Below are 21,739 nucleotides of genomic sequence, written 5' to 3' on the forward strand. Positions count from 1 at the left end.
GTTCCTAGACCGGCAGGCGGCGGCTGTAGTCGAGGGTGATCACCGAAACGAACATCACGATGGCTGCACCGACGAAGTAGAGCAGTGCCCAGGTGTAACCGCCGGTGGCTCCGACGATGAAACCGATGGCCATGGGGGTGATGAAGCCGTTGACGTTGCCGGCAAGGTTCATTGCACCGCCGAGGACGCCGGCGTTGCCGCGGCCACCGAGCAGGGAGGGGATGCTCCAGAAGAGGCCGACCCAGCGCAGGAAGAACAGCACCACGGACAGGAGCACGACGGCGGTAATCGGGTCATTCACGAGGGTGACGCCGACCAGTCCTGCGACGACCACGAGGCTCGAGAAGCCGAGCAGCGTGCGCATCACCTTGTTGGACGAGGCACCCTTGGCGCGCCAGGCGTCGGCGATGTTGCCGCCGAGGATTTCGCCCACGAAGCCTGCGCCGAAGATGACGAAGGTTCCCCAGCCCACTCCGGCGAGGTTGAAGCCCTTGGCCTCGGAAAGGTAGAGCGGGCCCCAGGTGAGCAGGCCGTAGAAGACACCGTTGAAGCCGAACCAGCCGAAGCACATGGCCCAGAAGGACTTGAACTTCAGGTAGGGGAGCAGGCCGCGCTTGCCGGGGGCTCCGGCGGCTGCTGCCTTCGCGTCTTCCTCTGCGTGGGACGCTTCGATCAGGTCCACTTCGGCCTGATTGATGCTTCGGTGTTGGCGGGGGGTGTCGCGGATGTACCACCAGGCGAGGAAGCCGAAGAGAGCGGTGGCGATGCCGGCTGCGAGGAAGGCACCGCGCCAGCCGCCGGTGAGGCCGATCAGGCCGGCAATCGCGATGCCCCCGATGCCGGCGCCAAGGGGAGCGCCGGCGTCGAGAATGGTGGCGCCGCGGCCGCGTTCGCCGGTGGCCATCCACTGGCCGTTGAGCTTGCCGCCCGCGGGCATGATCGCCGCTTCGGTGACGCCGATCAGTGCGCGTGCTGTGAAGAGGCTGGCGAAGTTCCACGCCAGGCCGGAGGCAGCCGTGGCAAGGCCCCAGCCCACGCAGGAGCCCGTGACCATCTTGCGTGCACCGAGGCGGTCAACGAGCCAGCCGCCGGGTACCTGCATGAGGGCGTAGGCGAAGAAGAACGCGGAGAGCAGAACACCGATGGACTCCGGTGAGAGGTTGAACTCTTCCTGGATGAGCGGCATGGCCACGGAGATGGATCCGCGGTCCACATAGTTGAGGGTGACGAGGATGAGCAGTAGGACGAAGAGCTTCCACCGAATTTTCGTGGGCTTTTTGCTTTCGGTGGTCCTGCGGGCCGCGTCTCCCGAGGTGTCGGATAGATCCTGAGGTGGCAGATCCACCGTCGAGGTCAGATGGTCGTCATTGGCCATGTCATGAATTCCTTAGAACGTGCGAACGGGTGTTGGGTGCCGCGCCGCCTCAACTGACTCGTGGTCCGGCGGATACACTCAATCGAACTTGGGATCCCAAAAACGACAGTAGGCGTGACGGAGCGCACTGTCAATGGATTTAGGAAATAAGTTTCTTATAACAGAAGGAATATTCCGCTAGGCGGAAAAGGCGCCTAGGGTGGTCACGGCCGAAATATGCGTAGGCCGGTTTTAGGAGAGCGGGCGCTCCATCACGAAGTCGGTCTCGACGTTGCTGCCCAGCTGGAACGTCTTCGCGCCGACACGGGCGAACCCGTGCTTTTCATAGAAGCGGACGGCGCGGGCATTGCGGTCATTGGTGCCAAGCCAGATGCCTTTGGCGTCGGTTCCCTTCGCTGCGATTTCGAGCGATGCCTCCATCAGGTGCGACGACGAACCCTGCCCGTGGTGGGACGGGTGCACATAGAACTTGCTCAGCTCGATCGTCGGGAAGATCGACAGGGAGGAACGCACCTGCTGATCCTTCGGTAAGGCCTTCACGAGCATGCTCCACGCAAGGAGGTGCCCGTCTTCACGCAGGCACAGCAGGATCTTGTCCGGGTCCGCGATGTGCTGGTTGAACCGCTCCTCGGAGAGCTCCGTGGCGATGAAGTGCGCAATGTCCTCCGGGCGGGAGGTCGGCGGGCAGGCGAGCGGGAAGGTGACGGCCGCGAGGGTGGCGAGCGGGCCGGCGTCGTTCGCGGTGGCATGGTCAATAACAACGGTCACGGAGTTAGGTTAGCGCCGATCCTTGTCCGCGTGCTCGGATGTCCTCGGGGTGGCGGGAAGCTGGCTTAGGATCGCTGTACCGATCTTTTCCTGACTTTCAAGAAGGCAGCCATGCACGTGTTGTCCCGAAGAAGGCCTGCTGCCGGCGCGCCTTCCCGGCGGGTCGTAGCCATAGTCCTGCTGCCGGTGCTGTTGGTAGCGCTGATTCCGCTGGTCATCCTGGCCCTGTTCGACGACGCCGGTGCGGCTGGGTTTGTCGGGTGGACGCTGCTGTTGACGCGGGGACTGGTGCACCTTGCGAGCCTGGCAGCGATTGCGGTTCTCTGTGTCGGCGTTCTCCTGCCCGTTCAGGACGGTGCAGAAGAATTGTCCCCGTTTGCCGAGCGGCTGGGGCGGCGGGGGAGTGTGGCTGCGCTCGCCGCCGTCATCGCCTGTTCTGTGTCGCTGCTCTGGACCTACTTCGAGGTGGTTGGTGCCGGTCCCCTGGAAGCGGATTTCGGTGACTTCGGGACCTTCCTGAATGAGCTCGCCTCAGGACGCGCGCTGGTCGCACAGATCGGTTTTCTGCTCGCCAGTGCTGTGCTCGCGTGGGTTGCCCGGACTCTCACCGCCCTTCGGATGGCACTGTTTCTCGCGGTGGCAGGCACGACGACGCTGGCCCTCGGCGGTCATGCCGCCTCCGAAACCGGTCACAGCCTGGCGATGTTCAGCATGACGGCGCACATCGCGGCGGCGTCACTGTGGGTGGGAGGGCTCGCAGGTGTGGCCTGGCTTGCGGTAGCTGCCGGCGACCGGCTGCACGCTGTCGCTCGGCGGTTCAGCAGGCTCGCTCTGATCTGTGCAGCCGTAGTGGCGGTCAGCGGGGTGGCGAGTGCGCTGGTGCGCGTGCCCGATCTGACGGTGTTGCCGTCGTCGCTCTATGGACTGGTCCTGCTCCTGAAGGTGACCATGCTGGGAGTGTTGATCGGGTTCGGGGCGGTGCATCGGCGTCGGCTTCTTGCCGGGGACTCCTTCGGCCGGGCAGACTTCAGCAAACTGGCCGGCGGTGAACTTGTGGTGATGGGGGCTGCCTACGGACTGGCGATCACCCTGGTGGGGCTGGAGCCTCCGACCTAGGGGTTGTTCCGGGTCAGGGTGCAAACGCGTGCCCGAGGATGTGCGCTACGGGCGGCGCCAGCGGTTGGACCGAGAAACCGAACCGCTCGTTATCGCGGACCTCGAACCCGGCAGCGATGATCGACTCCAAGGTATTCCGGTTGGGGTGACAGCCTCCGGCAACGCGTTGCCAGAGTGGCGTCAGCAGATCCTCCACGGCAGCGAGGATCCTACGTTCCGAGCGGACATGCTCATAGAAGGCCAGCATTCCGCCCGGGCGCAGGACCCTGCGCGCCTCCGCCAGGGCAGCGGACTGGTCCGACACACTGCACAGCACCAGGCTGGCAACCACCGCATCGGCGCTGCCGTCCGCGGCCGGGATACTTTCCGCCGTTCCCGTGACTACTCGGACAGGAACCGCAGCGGACTCCGCCCGACTCCGAGCCAGGGACCTGAGGTGATCATCAGGTTCCACCGCCAGAACCTCGGTGACTGTGCGCGGGTAATGCTCGAAGTTTGATCCCTCGCCGGCGCCGATCTCAATCACCTTGCCGCTGAGGTCCTGAAGCAGTGCACGCCGGTGTTCGGTCGCGCCCCTGCGGTTTATCCCCTCGACCGCTCGGGCATAAGCGCGGGCGAAACGGGGATGCTGCAGGTCTGCGGGCCCCGTCTCGGTTTCCGGATCAGGAACGGTCACTGATCTGCTTCAGTCGGTTTCCGGGCCGTCGCAGAAGTAGCAGCCGTCGTCACCGGCATGCCTGACATGCGAAGACTTCCGCACCGCAACGCGGGACGTCTGCGGGTTAGAAGTTGTCAATGAAGACCCCTGCCGGGGGAAGGACGTATTTTGGGCTGCGTGAGCCGGAGCTGGTTGCGACCAGTGTCCAGGTGACGGTGCTGCCGTCGTACGCGGGCAGAATATTTCCCTGCATGACGTAGCGTCCGTCTTCTTCCCGGCCGGCGGGTGCCCACCATCCGTTGAGGGGGCAGTGCTCCCCGGTCTTCGCTTGCCGGGTCCTGTGGGTTCTCGTGTCGTGCACTACTTTGTGCGGGGAATGCTTCTTCATCGCTGAATCTGACCTCGTTGTCGGTTTCGAACGTGCTATGTAACTAATATGTCACGGATCGTGCCGCCGGGTCCATCCACTGTGCCGTAGCGGAAGGACCCGGCTGATGCTTTAGATCAGAGTTCCGGTGAGGTTGCTCGGGGTACCAAACCGGTGCGCCGTGACGGAGACTGCCTGCTCCCGCAGGAAAGGGAGCAGTTCCACCCGGCCGGCGGCCACGACGTCGTTCGCGTAAACGGCGACGTCGGGCTTGCCGTCGGCGGCCTCAGCTGTATCAATGGCGGGCGCCCCGATGAGGCGGATTCGTACTCCAGATTCCGGTCCCGTCTTGGCTGCGTAACGCTGGACGCGTGTGGCCCAGGCCTCAGCACCTTCTGCCACGATGACGATCCCGGAGTCCCGAAGTGCCCGTGCCGCGACATCGGGAAGCGGCTCAGGTGTGCTCACTGTGAGTGCGCTGGGCGCCGGTTGCCCGTTCCAGGCGGTCACACCTGCTGAGGCTACGCGCAGCAGCTCGGCCAGACCGCGTCCGGACGTTGCCGCCTCGTAGCGGATGGTGACCGGTAGCGGCCGGTAGCGGAAGATGTTCCGCTCCGCGTGGAGTCCGGAGACGTCGCGGGCCGCGCCGAATTCCTTCTCCCATGCTACGGCGTCCGACGCCAGCGCTGATTCGAGCCAGACCACATCGGCGGCGGTGATGGTTCCGGTGCTGATCGCTTCAGCGGCTGCGGTGAGGACCTGCCGCGCCGGTGCAGCGAGCGTGGCTGCAGGAGTTACCTCGATCGGCGCATCCTTCCATTCGCCGAGGCCGACCAGGTAGTTCGGGCCGCCGGCCTTGGTGCCTGCGCCGACTGCGGATTTCTTCCACCCGCCGAACGGCTGACGGCGCACGATCGCTCCGGTGATGCCGCGGTTGATGTAGAGGTTTCCGGCCTGGACGTTGTCGAGCCAGTACTTCAGCTCATTGGGCTCGAGGGAGTGCAGGCCAGACGTGAGCCCGTAGTCAATGTCGTTGACCATGCTGACGGCTTCTTCGAGCGTGTCAGCGGTCATGATGCCCAGGATCGGTCCAAAGTATTCGGTCTTGTGGTACTCGCTTCCGCGCTTGACGCCGGTGCGCACACCGGGGCTCCAGAGCTTGCCGCTGTCGTCGAGCTGGCGTGGTTCGAGCACCCAGGACTCTCCGGCACCGAGTTCGGTCAGTCCGCCGAGCAGCTTCCCATTGGCCGGTTCGATGACCGGTCCCATTTGGGTCCGCGGGTCAACGGGGTACCCGACGTGCAACGACCGGGCGGCGTCGAGGAGCTGTTGGTTGAACCGGCGCGAGGTGGCGACGGATCCGACCAGGATGACCAGTGACGCGGCCGAGCATTTCTGCCCGGCATGCCCGAACGCGGACTGCACGGCGTCGCGTGCGGCGAGGTCAAGGTCGGCGCTGGGGGTGACAATGATGGCGTTCTTGCCGCTGGTTTCCGCGAGCAGGGGCAGGTCCTTGCGGAAGGAGCGGAACAGCTCCGCGGTCTCGTAGCCGCCTGTGAGGATGAGCCGGTCAACGGCCGGGTGGGATACCAGTGCGGTACCCACTTCGCGCTCGGCTACCTGGACGTACTGCAGCACATCGCGATCGATCCCTGCTTCGTCGAAGGCCTCCCAGAGGGCTTCGACCATGACGGCGCCGCAGCGGCGAGCCTGCCGCGCTGGCTTGATGATGACTGCCGAACCGGCGGCCAGGCCCGCAAGGACGGAACCGGCCGGGATGGCGACGGGGAAGTTCCACGGCGGAGTGACGACGGTCAGCTTCGATGGGACGAACTCCGCACCGTCGACGTTGTCCAGTTCCTTGGCCAGCTCGGCGTAGTAGTGGGCGAAGTCGATGGCTTCGGAGACTTCGGGATCGCCCTGGTCGAGGGTTTTCCCGCACTCGGCTGCCATGACTTCGAGCAGTTCTGCCCGGCGCGCTTCGAGGCGTACGCCGGCCCGGTGGAGGACAGCGGCGCGCTCAGCCCCGGTCAGTGAGCCCCAGGAGGTTCCGCGGGCAAGGGCTGTCTGGATGACGGTTTCAAGTTCTTCTGTGCTGCTGAGCTCGTGGGTGTCCGCTGTTTCCTCGCCGAGCGTGGAAGAGGGAACCCGGTCGAGGATTGCCCGGCCCCAGGCGCGGTTCGAGGGCAGGTCGGGGTCGGTGTCAGGCGTGTTCACGAAGCCGGCGGTTGGCCCGCCGTACCCTGGAGCACCTGTTTCGAGCTCGGCGCGCGCAGTCACTTCGGTCAGGGCAGCTTCGGCGTCGAACCGGGTGCGGTTCTGGATCCGGTTGGGTCCGGGGACGGTGTCGGTGAGGGCAGCGAGCGAGGCGAGGAAGCGCTGCTTCTCGCGCTCGAAGAGGGCTTCGTTCTTGTCCAGTTCGAACACGGCGGACATGAAGTTTTCCTGGCTCGCGCCTTCTTCGAGGCGGCGGATCAGGTAAGCGATTGCGACGTCGAACTCGGCCGGGTGCACCACCGGCGTGTAGAGCAGGAGAGATCCGACGTCGCGCTTGACGGCTTCAGCCTGACCGGTGGCCATACCGAGGAGCATCTCGAATTCGATGCCCGAGGTGATTCCGCGTGCCTTGCCCAGCAGATGGGCCAGTGCGACGTCGAACAGGTTGTGCCCGGCGACCCCGATGCAGACATTCGAGATCCTTTCCGGGGTCAGTGAGTAGTCGATGACCGCCTTGTAGGAGGTGTCGGAGTCCTGCTTGGTGCCCCAGGTTGCCAATGGCCAGCCGTGCAGGTCGGCGTCGACCTGTTCCATGGGAAGGTTGGCGCCTTTGACGACGCGGACCTTGATGGGGGCGCCGCCGTTCGCGGTGCGGGCCGCTGCCCACTCCTGCAACCCGATCATGGCGCCGAGAGCGTCAGGCAGGTAGGTCTGTAGCACGATCCCTGCCTCAAGGTTGTGGAACTCGGGCTTCTCAAGCAGGCGGGTGAACACCGCGACGGTCATGGCGAGGTCCTTGTATTCCTCCATGTCAAGGTTGATGAACTTCTGCGGGGAGGATGAGGCCGCAAGCCTGAACAGCGGACAAAGCGTCTCCACGATGTGGCTGACCGCTTCGTCGAAGGCCCAGTGGTTGTGCGGTGCGACGGTGGAGGAGACCTTGATGGAGACGTAATCCACGTCCTCACGGGCGAGGAGCTTGTGGGTGCCCGCGAGCCGGCGCGATGCCTCACCTTCGCCGAGGATTGCCTCGCCGAGCAGGTTCACATTAAGCCTGATTCCTTCCCGCCTGATCTTGGAGATCGACCGGCCAAGCTTGGCCTCGGTTGCATCCACGATCAGGTGGCCCACCATTTCCCGCAGTACCTTGCGGGCAATAGGAATGACGACGCCGGGAACCACCGGAGCCAGATATCCGCCAACAGTGACGGCTGACTTCATGTACCACGGCAGAAAGGAAGGGACCTTCGGGACCAGGGTCTTCAAGTTCCTCGCAGCAACCGCTTTGTCCTCGGGACGGATGACGCCGTCAACGAAACCGACGGTGAACTCGAGCCCGTGCGGGTCCTTCAGGACACCGGCCAACTGGGCGGCGGCGGCGTCAACCGGAACCTTGGCGCCCTCAGACAACCAGTGTCGGACCAATGACACGGCTTCTTCTGCCAGGTCGCCGGGGCGGACCTGCTCGGTGCTGCTGGTCCCTGTTGCTGCGGTCATAGGGGGTACTCCTCGAAGATGGCGTTTCGGCGCATGGCCGGGCTAGGGCGGGTGAGGTAAAGGTTATTGACTTTGCCCGTTCAGGCTCGGTCTGGGTGTATTTGGTTTGGGTGCCATCACGAGTGGATAGCGTCCCGGGAAAGCTTCACGGACCTGACGTCTTTGGAGGAACGCGTGAGGCTTGACTTTCAGTATGACTCTGCGCCACTTTTAGGAAAAGTAACGTTTTCCGAAACTTAAGCTTCGGAAAAATCGAATGGTTGAGATGCTCGATATTCAGAGGCTGCGTCTCCTGAGGGAACTCAGCATCCGTGGAACTATCGCTGAGGTTGCGGCCGCCCTGCGCTACAGTCCTTCCTCGGTTTCCCAGCAGCTTTCCCTGCTCGAGCGGGAAGCCAAAGTGACGCTGTTCCGCAAGAGTGGGAGGCGGCTCCAACTCACGTCGCACGCTCTGGTCCTGGTGGAGCATGCTGAGGAGTTACTCGAAGGACTTGAGCGTGCGGAGGCCGCGTTGGCCGTCAGCCGGCCGGTCGTTTCAGGCACCGTGCGTGTGGCCGTTTTCCAGACGGCGGCACTTGCCCTCATGCCGAACATGCTGCGCACTCTTCGGGAGACGCATCCACTGGTGCTGGTGAAGATGGTGCAGCATGAACCGGAGACTGCGTTGCATGAGACGTGGGCGCGCGAGTTCGACCTAGTGGTTGCCGAACAGTATCCAGGGCACGCCGCTCCTCACTATGAGAGCCTCGATCGGGATCTGTTGACGCGTGATGACATTCGGTTGGCGGTGCCGACGGACCTGACTGCGGCACCCGAAGACTTTCACCGGGTTCAGGACCTGCAGGATGCGATGGGGTTGCCGTGGGTGATGGAGCCTCGTGGAGCTGCCTCCAGGCACTGGGCGGAGCAGCTGTGCCGCCTGGCGGGATTTGAACCGGATGTTCGTTACGAGAGTGCAGACCTGCAAACTCATGTCCGCTTGGTGGAGTCCGGAATCGCCGTCGCGTTCCTTCCGCAACTGGTGTGGACGCAGCGAGAGCACCGGCCACGCCTGATCGAACTGCCCGGCCGGCCGACGCGCACCATCTTCACAGCCGCGCGTCGCTCGAGTGCCGGTGATCCGGCTATCGGGGCGATCCGACAGGCGTTGAAGGCGGAGGCAGCGGCGCTCGGTCTGGATGCTCCGCCGTAGGAGTTCCTCCGGTCGTTGTCGAGGGCGGGACCATTCAGAGTTCCGGTACGCAGGGTCCGGCGCCGAGCTTCGCGAGACCGGCACGATCGCCGTCGGCCAACTCGGTGATGGGGCTGCTCTCGTGCATGAGCTGAGTCGGATCGGCTACATGGTCCAGCCCGAGCACGTGCGCCAACTCGTGGACGATGACGGCCCTCACCTGGTTACGACCGTTCGGATGATTCTGAAGGATGTTGGTGAGGTCGGGTGCATCGAGCATCGTCTGGCCAGCTACATAGACCACCGGTTTCCCTGGCCGCTGCGCGATCTCGCTGCCTCCCAAACCGGCGACGTCACCAGCGAGTTCCGGAACCTCTGCAGGACTGGTCCACGTCACCAGGATGGGCGCCCAGCGCTCGCCATACAGCTCCGGCTGGTAGGGGTCGCGTTCTTCCGTACTGGGAGCTTTGGTAGTCGGGCCATCGAAAACGAATGTCAGACCGGTCGCTGCAGCCACTTCGGCAACCGCTTCCTGTACCAAGCCATCTGTGCCCGCAGGTGCGAAGTCGGGACGGACCACGTAGTGCACGGGACGGCAGGGATCGTAGGCGATGAAGTCCTGGTCGAGGTCCCCGTGGGGAAAAAGCGTGTATTGAGTAGACCCCGTCGAGGGCGGGGGAGTACCCAGTGGAGTATCTGCTGCCTCCACTCCGCGGGGTGGAACGTGCTGAGCGCTGGGTTCGGACTTCGTACCCGCTTCAATTCTGGTGTCGGAATGACAAGCGGCTTTTCGGTGTTGGGCCGAACAAGACACCCAACGAAAAGGAGCGGTCATGTCACGAGTTGCCATCATTGGAGGCCACGGGAAGGTGGCCTTGCACCTGTCGCAAATTCTGTCCGGTGCCGGTCACGAGGTGAGTTCGATCATCCGCAATCCGAACCAGTCCGGCGATATTGAAGAGGCAGGCGGGAAGCCCGTTGTGGCGGACGTTACGCAGCTGTCGGTCGGCGAGCTGGCAGACGTCGTGCGCGGTCATGACGCAATTGTCTGGTCGGCGGGAGCTGCCGGAAGCAGCCCGGAGGACACGTATGCGATTGATCGGGATGCGGCGATCCGTTCGATGGATGCGGCCAAGGAGGCCGGGGTTGACCGGTACGTGATGGTTTCCTACATGGGTGCGCGTAAGGATCATGGTGTCCCCGAGGACAGCGGGTTCTTTCACTACGCGGAGGCGAAGGCTGCGGCGGATGAGTACCTCCGCGGGACTGATCTGGCGTGGACGATTCTTGGCCCGGGCGCTCTCACGACGGATCCGGGTCAGGGAGCGATCGAGGTTTCGAGTGAGCCTCAGCAGGATTCGGTTGCCAGGGAAGACGTGGCGCAGGTTGCGGCTGCTGTGCTGAGCAACCCCGGTACGGTCGGGAAGTTCATTCAGTTCAACTCCGGCGAGACACCGATCGCTGAGGCGCTTGAGGTGGTGTGACGCCGTCGTCGTTCTGATGCTGCCCCCGCACGGTTTCGTGCGGGGGCAGTGTCGTGCGGCGGTGCCTAGGAGACCATCTCCCTTTCAGGCGCTTTCGCGTGCAACGACCGAGAAACCTAGATCGACCGTTCGGGCGAGCATTGGTTTGTCTGTCATGCGGCTGAGGAGCAGCTGGCCCGCAGTGGTGCCGATCTCGCGGTTGGGAACTGAGACAGTCGTAAGCGTTGGAACCAAATGACGCGCGATTTCAAAGTCACCGAAACCGGTGATGGCAATTTCATCCGGGATGCGGATCCCACGCCGGGCACACTCCAGGAGGGCTCCCGCAGCGAACACATCGCTCGCGAACATCAGTACGTCGGTCTCTGGGTGGGTTCGCAGCGTCTCGTCAAGGAGTTGACGTCCAGTCTCGAAGTCAACTTTCGAGGTGCCCGAATCGACCACTCGTACTGGCTCACGGGGGAACAGCTTGCGTACCTCGTCCTCAAAACTGACTTTACGGGCGACCGCACGGAAATCCCCGCTCTGGAACGAGCCGGCAAACGTGGGATGCGCGTAGCCTTGCTCTGCGGCGAACTCGACGAGAGCTCTCAAAGCGTCTCCGTTCGAGAAACCCACGAGGCTGTCGATCGGGTTTTCCGTCAGATCCCAGGCCTCGACGACGGGAACCTGAGCCTCCCGCAACAGATGGTCAGTGACGGGTGTGTGATGAGTACCCACAATGAAGATCCCGTCCGGACGGCGCCCTAGGAACGCCCTTACCAGTTCCTCCTCATGGGACGGTCGATAGTCCGTTGATCCGATGAAGAGTTGATAACCGGCCGGGGCAAGGACTTCATCGAGCCCGTGAAGGGCATCCGCGAATACCGAGGCCGAGATAGCGGGAATGATGGCGGCGACCGTCATGCTCCGGTTCGATGCAAGGTTGCTCGCCGCGAGGTTGGGGACATAGCCGGTGGCCGCGATTGACCGCCGCACTCGCTCGAGGGTGAACTTCGAGACCAACTCGGGAGAACGGATTGAACGAGACACCGTCTGGGGTGATACGCCAGCATGAAGCGCCACGTCGGAGAGAGTTACAGTGTTCGTTGATCGACGCGTCTGTCGCGGGCTGACTGTTTCGTCGTCATATTCGTCAGCTGTGGCGTGCACAATGGCGGTATCCGGCGCATCTGCAGGAGTCGCTGTTCCTCCTCCTGTCACAACAGCTTCCGGCCTGCGAGGTTTCGCATCAGAGAGCCGATTCCGAACTCCCACGGTTCGCACCTTTCGCTCTCTTCAACGTAATTGACCAGCGTACCGAGTTCACGGGAAGAGATCCTAACTACATCGCCCCGTTTGTGCGTGAAGCCGCGGTCTTTAGCGTCACGGTCGACAATCGGCGCGAACATGGTCCCCAGCATCAGGACAGCGCCGTCCGGGTACTGGTGGTGTGGTCCGGTGAGTTGTGCGACGAGGTCCAGCGGATCACGGCTTATCTGTACCATTTCGGAGCTCCCATCAAGATGGAAGCCGTCGGGACCATCGATTTCGAGGTTCACCTGCATTTGCCGGATTGTCTGCAGGTCGAAGGTTCCGTCGAACAGCCTGATGAGCGGGCCAAGCGCACAAGAGGCGTTGTTGTCCTTGGCCTTGGGCAGTAGGAGTGCCGATCTTCCTTCGACGTCCCGAAGATTGACGTCATTGGCGAGCGTGGCACCCACAATGCGCCCTTCTGAGTTGATGATCAGCGCGACCTCCGGCTCAGGGTTGTTCCACAGAGAGTTGGAGAGCACCCCCACCTGCGCTTGTGTGCCGACCGCAGAGAGCGTCGGTCCCTTGGTGAAAATCTCAGCGTCAGGACCGATTCCCACTTCCAGATACTGGCTCCAGAGCCCCTCAGCGACGAGGTAGTTCTTCAGGGCGTCGGCGTTTGCGGATCCTGGCCGCACGGCGTGGAGATCGGTCCCGATCTCCGCCAGGATTTTTTCACGCATACGGGCTGCTGCTTCGATGTCTCCGCGCACCCGCTCTTCGATGACCCGTTCAATCATTGAGACCGCGAAAGTGACCCCGGCGGCCCGCAACGTCTGTAGATCGACCGGAGTAAGGAGGCGCGGTCCCGAGGTCGGATGAGTGGAAGACACAGTGTTCCCGTAGATGTCTTCGAAACTACCAAGTCGCGATCCAACGGCCGCACGAGCGGCTGCTGCGGGCTCAAGGCTCTCGCATAGCGCACTTACGGTGGGGAAAGAGCCCGACAAATCGAAGACGCCGTCTTCCAGAATGATGACCGGCGAGGGTCCACCCGCCGCCGGGTCCCAGACACGTCCAATGAGTGTTCCGGCATACCGGTCGGCGGGGAGCGCTGTAGTGGCTCCATCGACGGGAGCAGCGGCTGATCCCTGTCGGACCTCGTCGCTGCCGGGGGTGTCATGAATGCTCATCTATTCTCCATTGTTATCTGCTCAATCGCGGTAAAGGGTCGCTCGGTATGGATGGGTCATCTGCGCCGGAAGATCCCCGTACGCTTTTCGGCGAAGGCAGCGCGGCCCTCGTCCGCGTCCTCAGTAGCGAACGCGACCGTCTGCAGATCCCGTTCATAGGCGATTGCCTGATCCTGGGGCAGGTTGAATGCAGCACGCAGGTTTGTCTTGGCAGTCTCCACCGCAATCGGAGGGCGGGATGCAATGATCGAGGCCAACTCCGTCGCTCGAGGGAGCAGCCCATCCGGATCGATCACCTCAGAGATAAGCCCCCACCTCAGTGCCTGATGAGCGTCTATCGGGTCCCCTGTCATCAACATAAGCGCGGCATTACTGGCACCGACAGAGTGCCCCAGGAACGTACTCATCCCACCGCCACCGATCCACCCCAGCTTCACTTCGGGGGCGGCGAAGGACGCTGCGGTTGACGCGATACGGATGTCGCAGGCCATCGCGGTCTCCAAACCCCCGCCAAACGCATAACCGTTGACCGCCGCGATCACAGGCTTGCGCAGGAGACGAAGCGCATCGCAGTAGTCTGCACGATTACGGAAGTCCCACGGTGTGGCGTACTTGTCCAGCTGCCGGATGTCAGACCCGGCGCAGAAGGAGCGCCCCCCAGCGCCAGTTAGGATGATGGCGCGCACCTCATCGCTATCGTTGGCCCATTCGGCGATGGCGACCAGCGAGTCGGACATATCCTGCGTGACTGAGTTGAGCTTCTGTGGGCGGTTTAAAGTGATGGTGACGACGTGTCCCGAGTGATCGACGATGATCTCCTCGGTTTCGAGTTCGATGGGGGACAGCATGATTGGACCCTTTCCATAGTTGCGGGAAGTGCGCTGGCGAATTCGGCGCGGACACGAGCAAGACCGCTCACCGGTCGCTCGTCCCCGGCAACAATCGCGCGGATGATTGCCGAAGCGGTCGACTGGAAAGGGATAAAACCGGGAAACCGTGGCCGCATCCAGGCGTCTTCGATGGTGGCAAGGGTCGAGCGGTAGAACCCCGCGGACGCGTCATTGACATCGTCGTCCAGCCACGCATCACGGTTGGACGGCTGGCCGTCATGCTGGGGAATGAATCTGCGCTGGGTGGTTGCTGACATGAGCCACTCAATATGTTCGGTGAGCGCACCGGTGACTTCGGCGTGGGCGCTGATCGCGAGTCCGGTGCCCCCGATGGTGGATCCGTGGCGACCTCCGGGGACTACACACGGAGCATCGGAAAATTGGAGAGCATGATTCGAATAGTTGACGTAGCCGTACACCAGGGGACAGAAGGCTATGTCGTCGGTTTCGGTCATGCGCTGGAGCAAGCTGATTGGGTTTTGCTCGAACGAATCACTTGGAGCGCGTGAGCCGATTAATCGCATCAGTTCCAGGACTGGGAGAGCCGTCTCATCCGAGACCAGATTGGTTGCTCTACTGCCCGCGCTCACCCCGTCCGGATCGCTCAACGGCTCACCATAGGCAGCGCACATGGAAGCAAAGGTGAGGAACGCATGAGGTCCGGCGAGAGACAGGGCTACCGGTTCCTTGGCCGAGAGATTCTCGACGTCGTGCCAAGTGATGGGTGCGTCAGGCACTAGGGCCGGCTTTCGCACTGCAACTTGTGTAGCCGCGTCGAGTGGAAGGGCCCACTGCGAGCCGTCGAGAAAATACGAATCAAAGGAAGGCCCGACAGACTGGCTCGACCACCGGTCAAGGCGTTCCGCGCCTAGCACCGCATCCAGGGGGATCAACGAGTGATGCTCAATGGCTTCGCCGAGGTGGGGATGGTCAAGGATGATGAGGTCGTATTTTCGTGCCAGGGCGTCAATTGGGTGCGACTCGAAGTGCTCAAGGGAGTGAGCAGACCATTCCAGACGGATACCGGTGGCGCGGCATTGCTCCTCATTCGCTGCGGCCAGAAGCGCGTTCTTGCCGCGTGGGTGATCCCACGTGATGCCCTGAAACGTCTTCACGCTGATTCCCGGCCGCCCACCGGGTTTGGAAGCTGACTTGCGGCGACAGGCCCTTCATCTGCCACAACCCCCGCTTCGACCAGTTTCGATGCACGGGCATCCGCGATACCTAGCTCTTTCAGGATTTCAAGTGTGTGCTCGCCGGCTGATGGTGCACCTCGGTGGATCCGCGGAGGCGTAGCGGAAAGCCGGTATGGGAACCCGGGCGTTTTGATCAGACCCTCCGTAGGGTGCTCGTACTCAATGAACGTGCCGTTGTGAGCGATTTGCTCGTCATCAACGAGGTCCTGATAGTCATAGACGGGACCGGCCCAGATGCCCGCAGCACTCAGTAGTTCCAGCCACTCGGCGCTGGTGCGAGTGACAAGGCGGGCTGCGGTCTTCTCGAAGATCTCATCGCGGTCAGACCAGCTGTCGGTTTCGGAGTCCATCCCGAGGAACGAGGGCTCTCCAATCACGTCACCAAGGACGTGAAGGTCGGGCATTGCCAGGGCGATAAAACCATCCGCTGTCGAGAAGGTGCCGTACGGTGCACGGATGTAGACATGGGCGTGGGGTTGCGCGCCGCGTGTCTGCGGAACTCCGCCAACTGTGAAAACCGACAGTTCCTGCATCTGCAGAGTGGTGATCGCGTCCAGCATGTTGACCGAAACGAGTTGCCCCTCCCCGGTTCGCTCACGGTGAAACAGGGCGGCCAGAACTCCCTCAAAGGCCGTTGAAGCCGTCACTGCATCAACAAGGTACTGGCCGGCCGCTGCTGGAGGTTCACCGTGGCGGCCCGCGGAGAGCATTGCACCGCTCATTGCCTGAAGCAGGAGGTCCTGTCCAGGCCGATTGCGGTAGGGGCCATCTTCGCCGTAGCCCGAGATCGACACGTAGATGATTCCAGGGTTCATCGCCTTGATCGTCTCGTAGTCAACACCGAGCCTGGCGGCGACCCCCGGCCGATAGTTTTGAAGGAACACGTCAGCGGTCTTGACGAGGTCGTAGACAACATCCTTCCCCTCATGCGATTTCAAATCGACGGCAATGGAACGCTTGTTCCGGTTGAGCGACAGAAACGACACGTTGATTCGATTGCCTGTTGCTCCACCGGCCGCGGCGTGACGTTGCCACTCTCCAGTTGTTGGCTCTACCTTGATCACGTCAGCGCCCAGGTCGCCGAGTCGCTGCGCGGCAAAGGGCCCCGCCATGGCAATTGAGCAGTCGAGCACGCGAATGCCCGAAAGCACTTCCGGCGCATCATCGTCGATTGGGTTACTCATTGTGGTTTCCTCGTATCCGGTGAGCCAGCATCCGTCTGTCAGATCGGTATTGACTGTGTGTAAGAAGGGGCGAGTGATGTACGACGACGGCGGCTTGCTACTCGGGTTGGTCGCTCACCGCTCGGATGGTGCTGCGCACTGAGTTCACAGCGTCCTCGCCCTCGAGGACGCGGATAGTGGTGCGGTACTCACGAGATTCTCCGTGCTCCAGCCAGATCATCGAGCCGTCATCGCGGGCCGTTGCGTCACCGGCCACGTGGTGCGTGGAAGGTTCAAGGCCGATTGCGTACTGACCGCTTCGCAGATTCTGCCACTCGAAGAAGCGCGGCATGCCTGCCGCCTCCCAGAACACTTCAACACCGAACCGGTTGTCGGCCGAGAGCAGCGCAACGCGGTGGCGACCTGCATCATCGGCCACGAGGTCATGCTCGAAGACCTGCTCAACAAAGCCCTTCTGGGGCTGGGGAAGCTTCCGGTAGGACACGCCCTGCGACGAAACGGATTCAGAGGCCCAGAGCGTCGAGTCGATGGAGGCTACAAATTCGGTGCCCGCATCGACCAGAGGCCATCCAAAGTTCAGGTGGTAGAGGAACATGTGCGGTGTCCGCTCAAACCCCAGATTGTCTACAACATCGTGCAGCCGGATCTCCCGACCGTCGAAGTCCATTTCGATAGTCCTGGTGAGGCGAAGGTGCTCGCCGAACGACGTGGCCTGAACAACCTCCCCGACCACTCGAAGAACGGACGAATCATCGCTACCGACTACCTCGCGTGCTTCGAGCAGGCGCGCCGGGATGGCGGTGAGGCGCCCGTGCAGTCCGTGCGAAACCTTCTGCTTGGGCGGATAGGCGTAGCCGGCAGCGTCTACTTCGCCTCCGAAAAGTGTGTGGTCCAGTCCCCCGCTCACAAGGAGGCCGTCGAGGGCCCGGAGCCACGAGAGGCCTCCCTCATCGTTGTGCTCATGCAGACCTGGGTGGCGGAAGCCGTTGCCCGAGCGCCAACCCAGCGGCATACCTCGATACCTCGCGGACCCGAGGTCGAAGGCTCGGTCAACGAGCACCTCGAGCTCGAGCCCTGCAGCGGTGCGCAGATCAATCGCCCGCACTCCTCGTTCCACTCCGTTGTCCAGCACCACCTGGCGAATTCCCGCCACGGCGGAAAGATCACCGGTGCGCTGTTCGAGGTCTGCCCTCGACATCTCTGTCCCATAAATGTTCACGCGAGGTTCCTCATTCCATGATCCATCCGCCGTCGACGTTGACTGTCTGCCCGGTGATGAACGACGAGTCCGGACCGAGCAAAAAGGAGATCACCGCGGCCAGCTCCGCATCGGTGCCGCGCCGCTTCAGCGCCTGATGCGCGAGGACGTGCGCGGAATACTCCGCCGCGTCACCCTGGATCTCTTCTGCCTTCGTTGGGAAAGCACCGGGCGAGACTGCATTCACCCGGACCCCGAATTCGCCCAGCTCGCGGGCGAGTGCCCGTGTCAGCGAAACGGCAGCGCCCTTTGTCGATACATAGCTGGCGAGGTTGGACCAGCCACCGTGCCAGGTGATAGATCCAACGTTGACGATCGCACCGGACCGACGCTCAACCATCTTTCGGGCCGCGACCTGTGCGGCGTAGAAGTAGGCTCGCTGGTTGACGGTAACGACGTCGTCGTATTCGGAGAGCGGGATGTCGAGAAACGGCGTGCTGGGGTAGATCGCGGCATTGTTCACGAGCGCTTCGACCGGGCCGAACGTCTCGTCAGTGGTGGTGATCGCGGTGTCGATTGCATCGGCCTCCCGCAGGTCGACCTCCAGTATGCGAACCGGTACTGACGCGACTTCGAGCTGAAGGGCTGTCTCTTCAAGTTCGGGGCTCTTGCGTCCCAGTACGCCGACGGCGAAGCCGTCCGCCCCTAGACGAAGCGCTGTGGCACGCCCCAGCGCCCCTCCGGCCCCTGTTACCACCGCAACACGTTCATGCAGCACGCCGTTTCCCGCCATTGTCAGATCCCGTACTTCTTGAGGGTCTCGACGATGAACTGTTTGGCACGTGGGACGTCCGATTCGTCCAGGTGCTCGATGATGAGCGGAACATTCGGGTTGCGCTCGGCGAGACGTTGGAGGTAGAGGTCATAGTTCAATGAGCCCAGGCCTGCGGCGGGCAACTCAATTTCTCCCACCCCACGGAAAGTATGCGAAGCGAGTGCGTTCTCATCTCCGATGTCCGCGTGCTTCTCGCTCTTGTCCTCACCCGCCCGCTTCACGTCCTTTGCATGGGCAATCCGCACGCGGTCACCCAAGGTGTCGAATACCTCGTTGAGTACAGCGTCCATGTTGTCGATATTGGTGCCGTCGAAGTAGTTCGTCGGGTCCATCAGAAGCTCGAGACCGGGCGATCGGATGTCGTTGAACACGCGGACGGTCTCGCGGACCGAACCGATGACGTTGTTGACGTAGGTTTCGAGCAGGAAAGTAGCTCCGTGGTCGTAGGCGGTCTGGGCTAGATCCGTGAGGACGGATCGCACTTGTTCGTAACCATCCTCGGACCGGTTGTGCGGGTGGTGGTCCCACTCGCTGTCTGGATTGAAGGTGCCCGATTCGCTGATGACGTAGGGAGTACCGAAGGAGCGGGCGTTGCGGAGGATCTCCTTCAGATACTCCACGTTGGCTTGGCGGCGTTCCGGGTCCGGGTGGACGATGTTGGTGTATCCCGAGATGGCGCAGATCGGCAGGTCATGGTCGCGGAAGGTGTCGCTGACCCGCTTCGCCTTCTCTTTGGTGATCTGACCGGCTGAAAGGTCCAGGTCCTTGAAATGCAGGTCTAGTTGCACGGTGTTGAAACCAAGATCGCGAATTGCCTTTGCCGTGGTTTCGAGTTCATAGGGGAAGTACCCGCTGAAGATACCGACTTGAATCATGGCGTCATTGCTCCTTTTGGTGTGGAAATACAATCAGAAAGAGGACTTGCGGTTGGTGTGGTCAGAGGTCGAACTCGCTCAGGAGCACCGGCCTGCGTTCTGCGATTGAGCGATAGCCGGCCTCGATCAGCGCCATCGTCTTGACGTTGTCTGCAACCGAAAGCTCAGGGTCGGTGCCCGTGTGGACTGCATACTGCACCTGCTCCATCACGCCGATGAAGGCATGGGGGAACCAGTGGGTTTCCCACTCAGGCGTGACCCACTCGCCGCCGGTGGAGAGGGCGGACGCATAAGTAAGCGTCGATGGTTTTCCAGTCGGCCACCCAATCGTGCCCTGAGCAACACCCCTAGTTCCCTCGACACGCCATTTGATATAGATGTCGGAGTCGAAGCCCTCTTCGCGGGGTCCGCTCCACACGTCCTCCATTGATACAGCAAGGAGGTTGTTCGGGAATCGGAGGGTCGACACAACGATGCCGTCCTCGTGCTCGAAGGCTGTGCGGGGGTCTTCGCGAGCTACGGTCATGATTTCGGAGGGCTCGCCGAAGAGGAACCGGAGTGCATCGAGGTGATGGACACTCATGTTGGCCAGCGTCAGTCGATCGTAATCTTCCAGGAAACCTTGCCAGTGCGGGATAGCGCGCATCTCGATGGTTGCGAGGACCGGCTCGCCGAGGTCGCCCCGTTCAAGGAGTTGGTGAAGGACCCGGATTGACTGGTCGTACCGCATATTTTGGTTGACCGAGAGTACTTTTCCTGCGGCGGCCGCTTCGTCACGCAGCGCTATTGCTTCGTCGAGGTCGAGCGCCAGTGGCTTCTGGGCGAGAATCGCCTTGATATGTGGTGCCGCCAGAGCACGTCGAATGAGGGCGGGCTGCAGGTCCGGCGGGTAGGCAATGTCGAGGATCTCCACCGACGCGTCGTCGATGAGCTCCTCGGGTGTTGAGTGAACTGTCGGTATGTCATAACGCTCGGCGACCTCGCGCGCCTTTGATTGCGTGCGTGAGGCGATGGCCACCACCGGAAACGATGCCTGGCGGTATGCCTCGAGGTGCACATCCGACATGATCATGCCGGCTCCGATGCAGCCCACCTTGAAATTGCGGCAGCGGATTTCCACATTCGGGGATAACTCGGACTGATCTTCCGCCATGGTTGTGCTGTTCATATGAACTCCATTCGCGTCGTTGCGACGACCTGTTTTCAGATCTGGTGTGGATCGGGAAGCTTGGTTTTCTCACCCTATCAAAAATTGATGATAGCGCTACTGGTAGCGCTATCATTTTTAGGCTAGTGTCGCTGAATACACCCCCGTCATCGACGGTCCCGCCACAGTTCAAGCAGCATCTGACGCCGGTTGGCGAAGTGGAAAGCCAGACTTCAAAGGAGAAATCATGGGTAGGACACAACTCAGAACTTCGCTTACCAAAGCAGCCGGTCTGACCGCAGCGGCCTCGGCCATCGTTCTGGTCGCTGGCTGCACCAGTGCGCCGGCGAACTCCAGCGGTGCCTCCGACGCCGGGGAGGATGGGAAGTTCGTTATCGGCTTCGAACAGCCCCTCGGCGGCCAGGCCTGGCGGGAAATGGGTCTCGCATCGCTGCAGGCTTTGGCCAACTCACCCGAATACAAGGACAAGGTCGAGCTCAAGATCGTTCGCACGAACGACAACGACGCTGCCCAGCAGAATGCGGCAATGCAGAACCTCATTGCTGACGGGGTGGATCTCATTCTCTTTGACCCTGCATCCTCAAGCGGAGCAGATGCTGCCATTACGCAGGCATCGGCGCAGGGCATTCCCGTGATTGCCAACGGTGGGCCATACGAAAGCGACGATGTCTACGTGGTTTCGACCGACTGGGCTACCGCGGGCACCATCGGCGCTGAGTGGTTGCTGGAAAACCTTGGCGACAACAAGAACATTGCAGTGCTCGAAGGACTCGCAGGAGTGCCTCTGAATGAAGGATCGATGCCCGGCGTGATTGACACCCTGGAGCAAGGCGGCGCCATCATCGTGGCGCAGGATACAAACGGCTGGAATGAAGCAACAGCACAGGAATCGATGTCGAAGATTCTTCGCTCCAATCCGGACATCGGCGGTGTCTACTCATTCCTTACGGGAGGACAGGGTGTCCCTGAGGCGTTTGTCTCAGCCGGGCTGCCGTTCGTGCCTGTTGTTGGAGGGTCCGGGTACAACGGCGAGGCCTGCGCCCTGGTGGAGTATGGCGACGAGGGGCTGACCGGGAATATGGTCTTCGGTCAACCGTCGATTTACGCGAAAGGGCTTGAGCAGGCCGTGAAACTGCTCGAAGGCGAGGAGATCGAGAAGCAGCAGTTCTTCCCACCGCTTGAGATCACCAATGAAAACGCCAAAGACTTCTGTCTCGAAGACAAGCCGAGCAATTTCCAGCTCGGATATGACTTCCCCGGCCTGGATCTCAAGCTTGAGGACGTTATGCAGTACTACTCCGGATCCTAGGAGAT

At 62.1% G+C, this 21,739-nt stretch carries 19 protein-coding genes; 4 read left to right on the forward strand and 15 right to left on the reverse strand.

The annotated features are described in order from the left end of the window. Nucleotides 1–4 precede the first annotated feature (4 nt). Both AC4D1W_RS00960 and AC4D1W_RS00965 read right to left on the reverse strand, forming a co-directional pair. Nucleotides 5–1,375: an MFS transporter gene (locus AC4D1W_RS00960; protein ID WP_490897459.1), complete on the reverse strand. Its 1,371-nt coding sequence runs from the start codon at nucleotides 1,373–1,375 to the stop codon at nucleotides 5–7. A 231-nt stretch (nucleotides 1,376–1,606) separates the two neighbouring features. Then, complete coding sequence (locus AC4D1W_RS00965; protein WP_490892246.1) at nucleotides 1,607–2,143, reverse strand: GNAT family N-acetyltransferase; 537 nt, start codon at nucleotides 2,141–2,143, stop codon at nucleotides 1,607–1,609. 111 nt (nucleotides 2,144–2,254) lie between these two features. Here AC4D1W_RS00965 and AC4D1W_RS00970 point away from each other — a divergent pair, with 111 nt between their 5' ends. After that, a complete protein-coding gene (locus AC4D1W_RS00970) occupies nucleotides 2,255–3,259 on the forward strand; it encodes a copper resistance D family protein (protein ID WP_490897460.1) in 1,005 nt (334 codons plus the stop codon). 13 nt (nucleotides 3,260–3,272) lie between these two features. On the opposite strand, the gene AC4D1W_RS00975 is transcribed toward AC4D1W_RS00970, so the two are convergent. The 3 genes from AC4D1W_RS00975 to AC4D1W_RS00985 all read right to left on the reverse strand — a co-directional run bounded on the left by AC4D1W_RS00975 (nucleotide 3,273) and on the right by AC4D1W_RS00985 (nucleotide 7,998). Further along, nucleotides 3,273–3,935 (reverse strand): class I SAM-dependent methyltransferase, encoded by a 663-nt coding sequence (locus AC4D1W_RS00975; RefSeq protein ID WP_490897461.1) that lies wholly within the window; start codon nucleotides 3,933–3,935, stop codon nucleotides 3,273–3,275. A gap of 106 nt (nucleotides 3,936–4,041) precedes the next feature. Then, nucleotides 4,042–4,305, reverse strand: a complete 264-nt coding sequence (locus AC4D1W_RS00980; protein ID WP_490897462.1) for a hypothetical protein — start codon at nucleotides 4,303–4,305, stop codon at nucleotides 4,042–4,044. 111 nt (nucleotides 4,306–4,416) lie between these two features. Beyond that, nucleotides 4,417–7,998, reverse strand: a complete 3,582-nt coding sequence (locus tag AC4D1W_RS00985; RefSeq protein WP_490897463.1) for a proline dehydrogenase family protein — start codon at nucleotides 7,996–7,998, stop codon at nucleotides 4,417–4,419. Between the two features lie 265 nt (nucleotides 7,999–8,263). Between AC4D1W_RS00985 and AC4D1W_RS00990 the strand changes: the two genes are divergently transcribed. Continuing rightward, nucleotides 8,264–9,190, forward strand: coding sequence for a LysR family transcriptional regulator (locus AC4D1W_RS00990; protein ID WP_490897464.1), 927 nt, complete (start codon nucleotides 8,264–8,266; stop codon nucleotides 9,188–9,190). 34 nt (nucleotides 9,191–9,224) lie between these two features. Here AC4D1W_RS00990 and AC4D1W_RS00995 read toward each other — a convergent pair whose 3' ends face one another. After that, a complete protein-coding gene (locus AC4D1W_RS00995) occupies nucleotides 9,225–9,878 on the reverse strand; it encodes a matrixin family metalloprotease (protein WP_490897465.1) in 654 nt (217 codons plus the stop codon). 124 nt (nucleotides 9,879–10,002) lie between these two features. Between AC4D1W_RS00995 and AC4D1W_RS01000 the strand changes: the two genes are divergently transcribed. Further along, on the forward strand, nucleotides 10,003–10,653 hold the full coding sequence (locus AC4D1W_RS01000) for an SDR family oxidoreductase (protein ID WP_490897466.1): 651 nt from the start codon (nucleotides 10,003–10,005) through the stop codon (nucleotides 10,651–10,653). Nucleotides 10,654–10,737: 84 nt separating this feature from the next. Here AC4D1W_RS01000 and AC4D1W_RS01005 read toward each other — a convergent pair whose 3' ends face one another. From AC4D1W_RS01005 to AC4D1W_RS01045, 9 genes are all read right to left on the reverse strand, one after another. Continuing rightward, nucleotides 10,738–11,919, reverse strand: a complete 1,182-nt coding sequence (locus AC4D1W_RS01005) for a LacI family DNA-binding transcriptional regulator (protein ID WP_490897467.1) — start codon at nucleotides 11,917–11,919, stop codon at nucleotides 10,738–10,740. Next, nucleotides 11,853–13,079, reverse strand: coding sequence for a fumarylacetoacetate hydrolase family protein (locus tag AC4D1W_RS01010; RefSeq protein WP_490897468.1), 1,227 nt, complete (start codon nucleotides 13,077–13,079; stop codon nucleotides 11,853–11,855). Before AC4D1W_RS01010 ends, AC4D1W_RS01005 begins: the two co-directional genes overlap by 67 nt. Nucleotides 13,080–13,135: 56 nt before the next feature. Next, the gene (locus tag AC4D1W_RS01015; RefSeq protein WP_490897469.1) at nucleotides 13,136–13,927 is read right to left on the reverse strand and encodes an enoyl-CoA hydratase/isomerase family protein; all 792 of its coding nucleotides are present in this window, start codon (nucleotides 13,925–13,927) and stop codon (nucleotides 13,136–13,138) included. After that, nucleotides 13,852–15,084 carry a hypothetical protein gene (locus tag AC4D1W_RS01020; RefSeq protein WP_490897470.1) on the reverse strand — a complete coding sequence of 411 codons (1,233 nt, stop codon included), beginning with the start codon at nucleotides 15,082–15,084 and terminating at the stop codon, nucleotides 13,852–13,854. The genes AC4D1W_RS01015 and AC4D1W_RS01020 overlap by 76 nt, the downstream gene beginning before the upstream one ends. Further along, nucleotides 15,081–16,349, reverse strand: a complete 1,269-nt coding sequence (locus AC4D1W_RS01025; RefSeq protein ID WP_490897471.1) for a CaiB/BaiF CoA transferase family protein — start codon at nucleotides 16,347–16,349, stop codon at nucleotides 15,081–15,083. The genes AC4D1W_RS01020 and AC4D1W_RS01025 overlap by 4 nt, the downstream gene beginning before the upstream one ends. Before the next feature lie 97 nt (nucleotides 16,350–16,446). After that, nucleotides 16,447–17,568 (reverse strand): aldose 1-epimerase family protein, encoded by a 1,122-nt coding sequence (locus tag AC4D1W_RS01030; RefSeq protein WP_490897472.1) that lies wholly within the window; start codon nucleotides 17,566–17,568, stop codon nucleotides 16,447–16,449. Nucleotides 17,569–17,578: 10 nt separating this feature from the next. Continuing rightward, nucleotides 17,579–18,340 carry an SDR family NAD(P)-dependent oxidoreductase gene (locus AC4D1W_RS01035; protein ID WP_490897473.1) on the reverse strand — a complete coding sequence of 254 codons (762 nt, stop codon included), beginning with the start codon at nucleotides 18,338–18,340 and terminating at the stop codon, nucleotides 17,579–17,581. A 2-nt stretch (nucleotides 18,341–18,342) separates the two neighbouring features. Next, nucleotides 18,343–19,257, reverse strand: a complete 915-nt coding sequence (locus tag AC4D1W_RS01040; protein WP_490897474.1) for a sugar phosphate isomerase/epimerase family protein — start codon at nucleotides 19,255–19,257, stop codon at nucleotides 18,343–18,345. Nucleotides 19,258–19,318: 61 nt separating this feature from the next. Then, entirely contained in the window at nucleotides 19,319–20,425 is a 1,107-nt protein-coding gene (locus tag AC4D1W_RS01045) for a Gfo/Idh/MocA family protein (RefSeq protein WP_490897475.1), read from the reverse strand. Nucleotides 20,426–20,651: 226 nt separating this feature from the next. Between AC4D1W_RS01045 and AC4D1W_RS01050 the strand changes: the two genes are divergently transcribed. Further along, a complete protein-coding gene (locus AC4D1W_RS01050) occupies nucleotides 20,652–21,734 on the forward strand; it encodes an ABC transporter substrate-binding protein (RefSeq protein WP_490897476.1) in 1,083 nt (360 codons plus the stop codon). Nucleotides 21,735–21,739 lie beyond the last annotated feature (5 nt).

This window comes from Arthrobacter sp. TJ-170, assembly GCF_058269305.1.

Coding starts and splice junctions, on each gene's coding strand:
- AC4D1W_RS00960 (WP_490897459.1), bottom strand. CDS start 1,375: ATGGCCAATGACGACCATCTGACCTCGACGGTGGATCTGCCACCTCAG.
- AC4D1W_RS00970 (WP_490897460.1), top strand. CDS start 2,255: ATGCACGTGTTGTCCCGAAGAAGGCCTGCTGCCGGCGCGCCTTCCCGG.
- AC4D1W_RS00980 (WP_490897462.1), bottom strand. CDS start 4,305: ATGAAGAAGCATTCCCCGCACAAAGTAGTGCACGACACGAGAACCCAC.
- AC4D1W_RS00985 (WP_490897463.1), bottom strand. CDS start 7,998: ATGACCGCAGCAACAGGGACCAGCAGCACCGAGCAGGTCCGCCCCGGC.
- AC4D1W_RS00990 (WP_490897464.1), top strand. CDS start 8,264: ATGCTCGATATTCAGAGGCTGCGTCTCCTGAGGGAACTCAGCATCCGT.
- AC4D1W_RS01000 (WP_490897466.1), top strand. CDS start 10,003: ATGTCACGAGTTGCCATCATTGGAGGCCACGGGAAGGTGGCCTTGCAC.
- AC4D1W_RS01010 (WP_490897468.1), bottom strand. CDS start 13,079: ATGAGCATTCATGACACCCCCGGCAGCGACGAGGTCCGACAGGGATCA.
- AC4D1W_RS01015 (WP_490897469.1), bottom strand. CDS start 13,927: ATGCTGTCCCCCATCGAACTCGAAACCGAGGAGATCATCGTCGATCAC.
- AC4D1W_RS01025 (WP_490897471.1), bottom strand. CDS start 16,349: ATGAGTAACCCAATCGACGATGATGCGCCGGAAGTGCTTTCGGGCATT.
- AC4D1W_RS01035 (WP_490897473.1), bottom strand. CDS start 18,340: ATGGCGGGAAACGGCGTGCTGCATGAACGTGTTGCGGTGGTAACAGGG.
- AC4D1W_RS01040 (WP_490897474.1), bottom strand. CDS start 19,257: ATGATTCAAGTCGGTATCTTCAGCGGGTACTTCCCCTATGAACTCGAA.
- AC4D1W_RS01045 (WP_490897475.1), bottom strand. CDS start 20,425: ATGAACAGCACAACCATGGCGGAAGATCAGTCCGAGTTATCCCCGAAT.
- AC4D1W_RS01050 (WP_490897476.1), top strand. CDS start 20,652: ATGGGTAGGACACAACTCAGAACTTCGCTTACCAAAGCAGCCGGTCTG.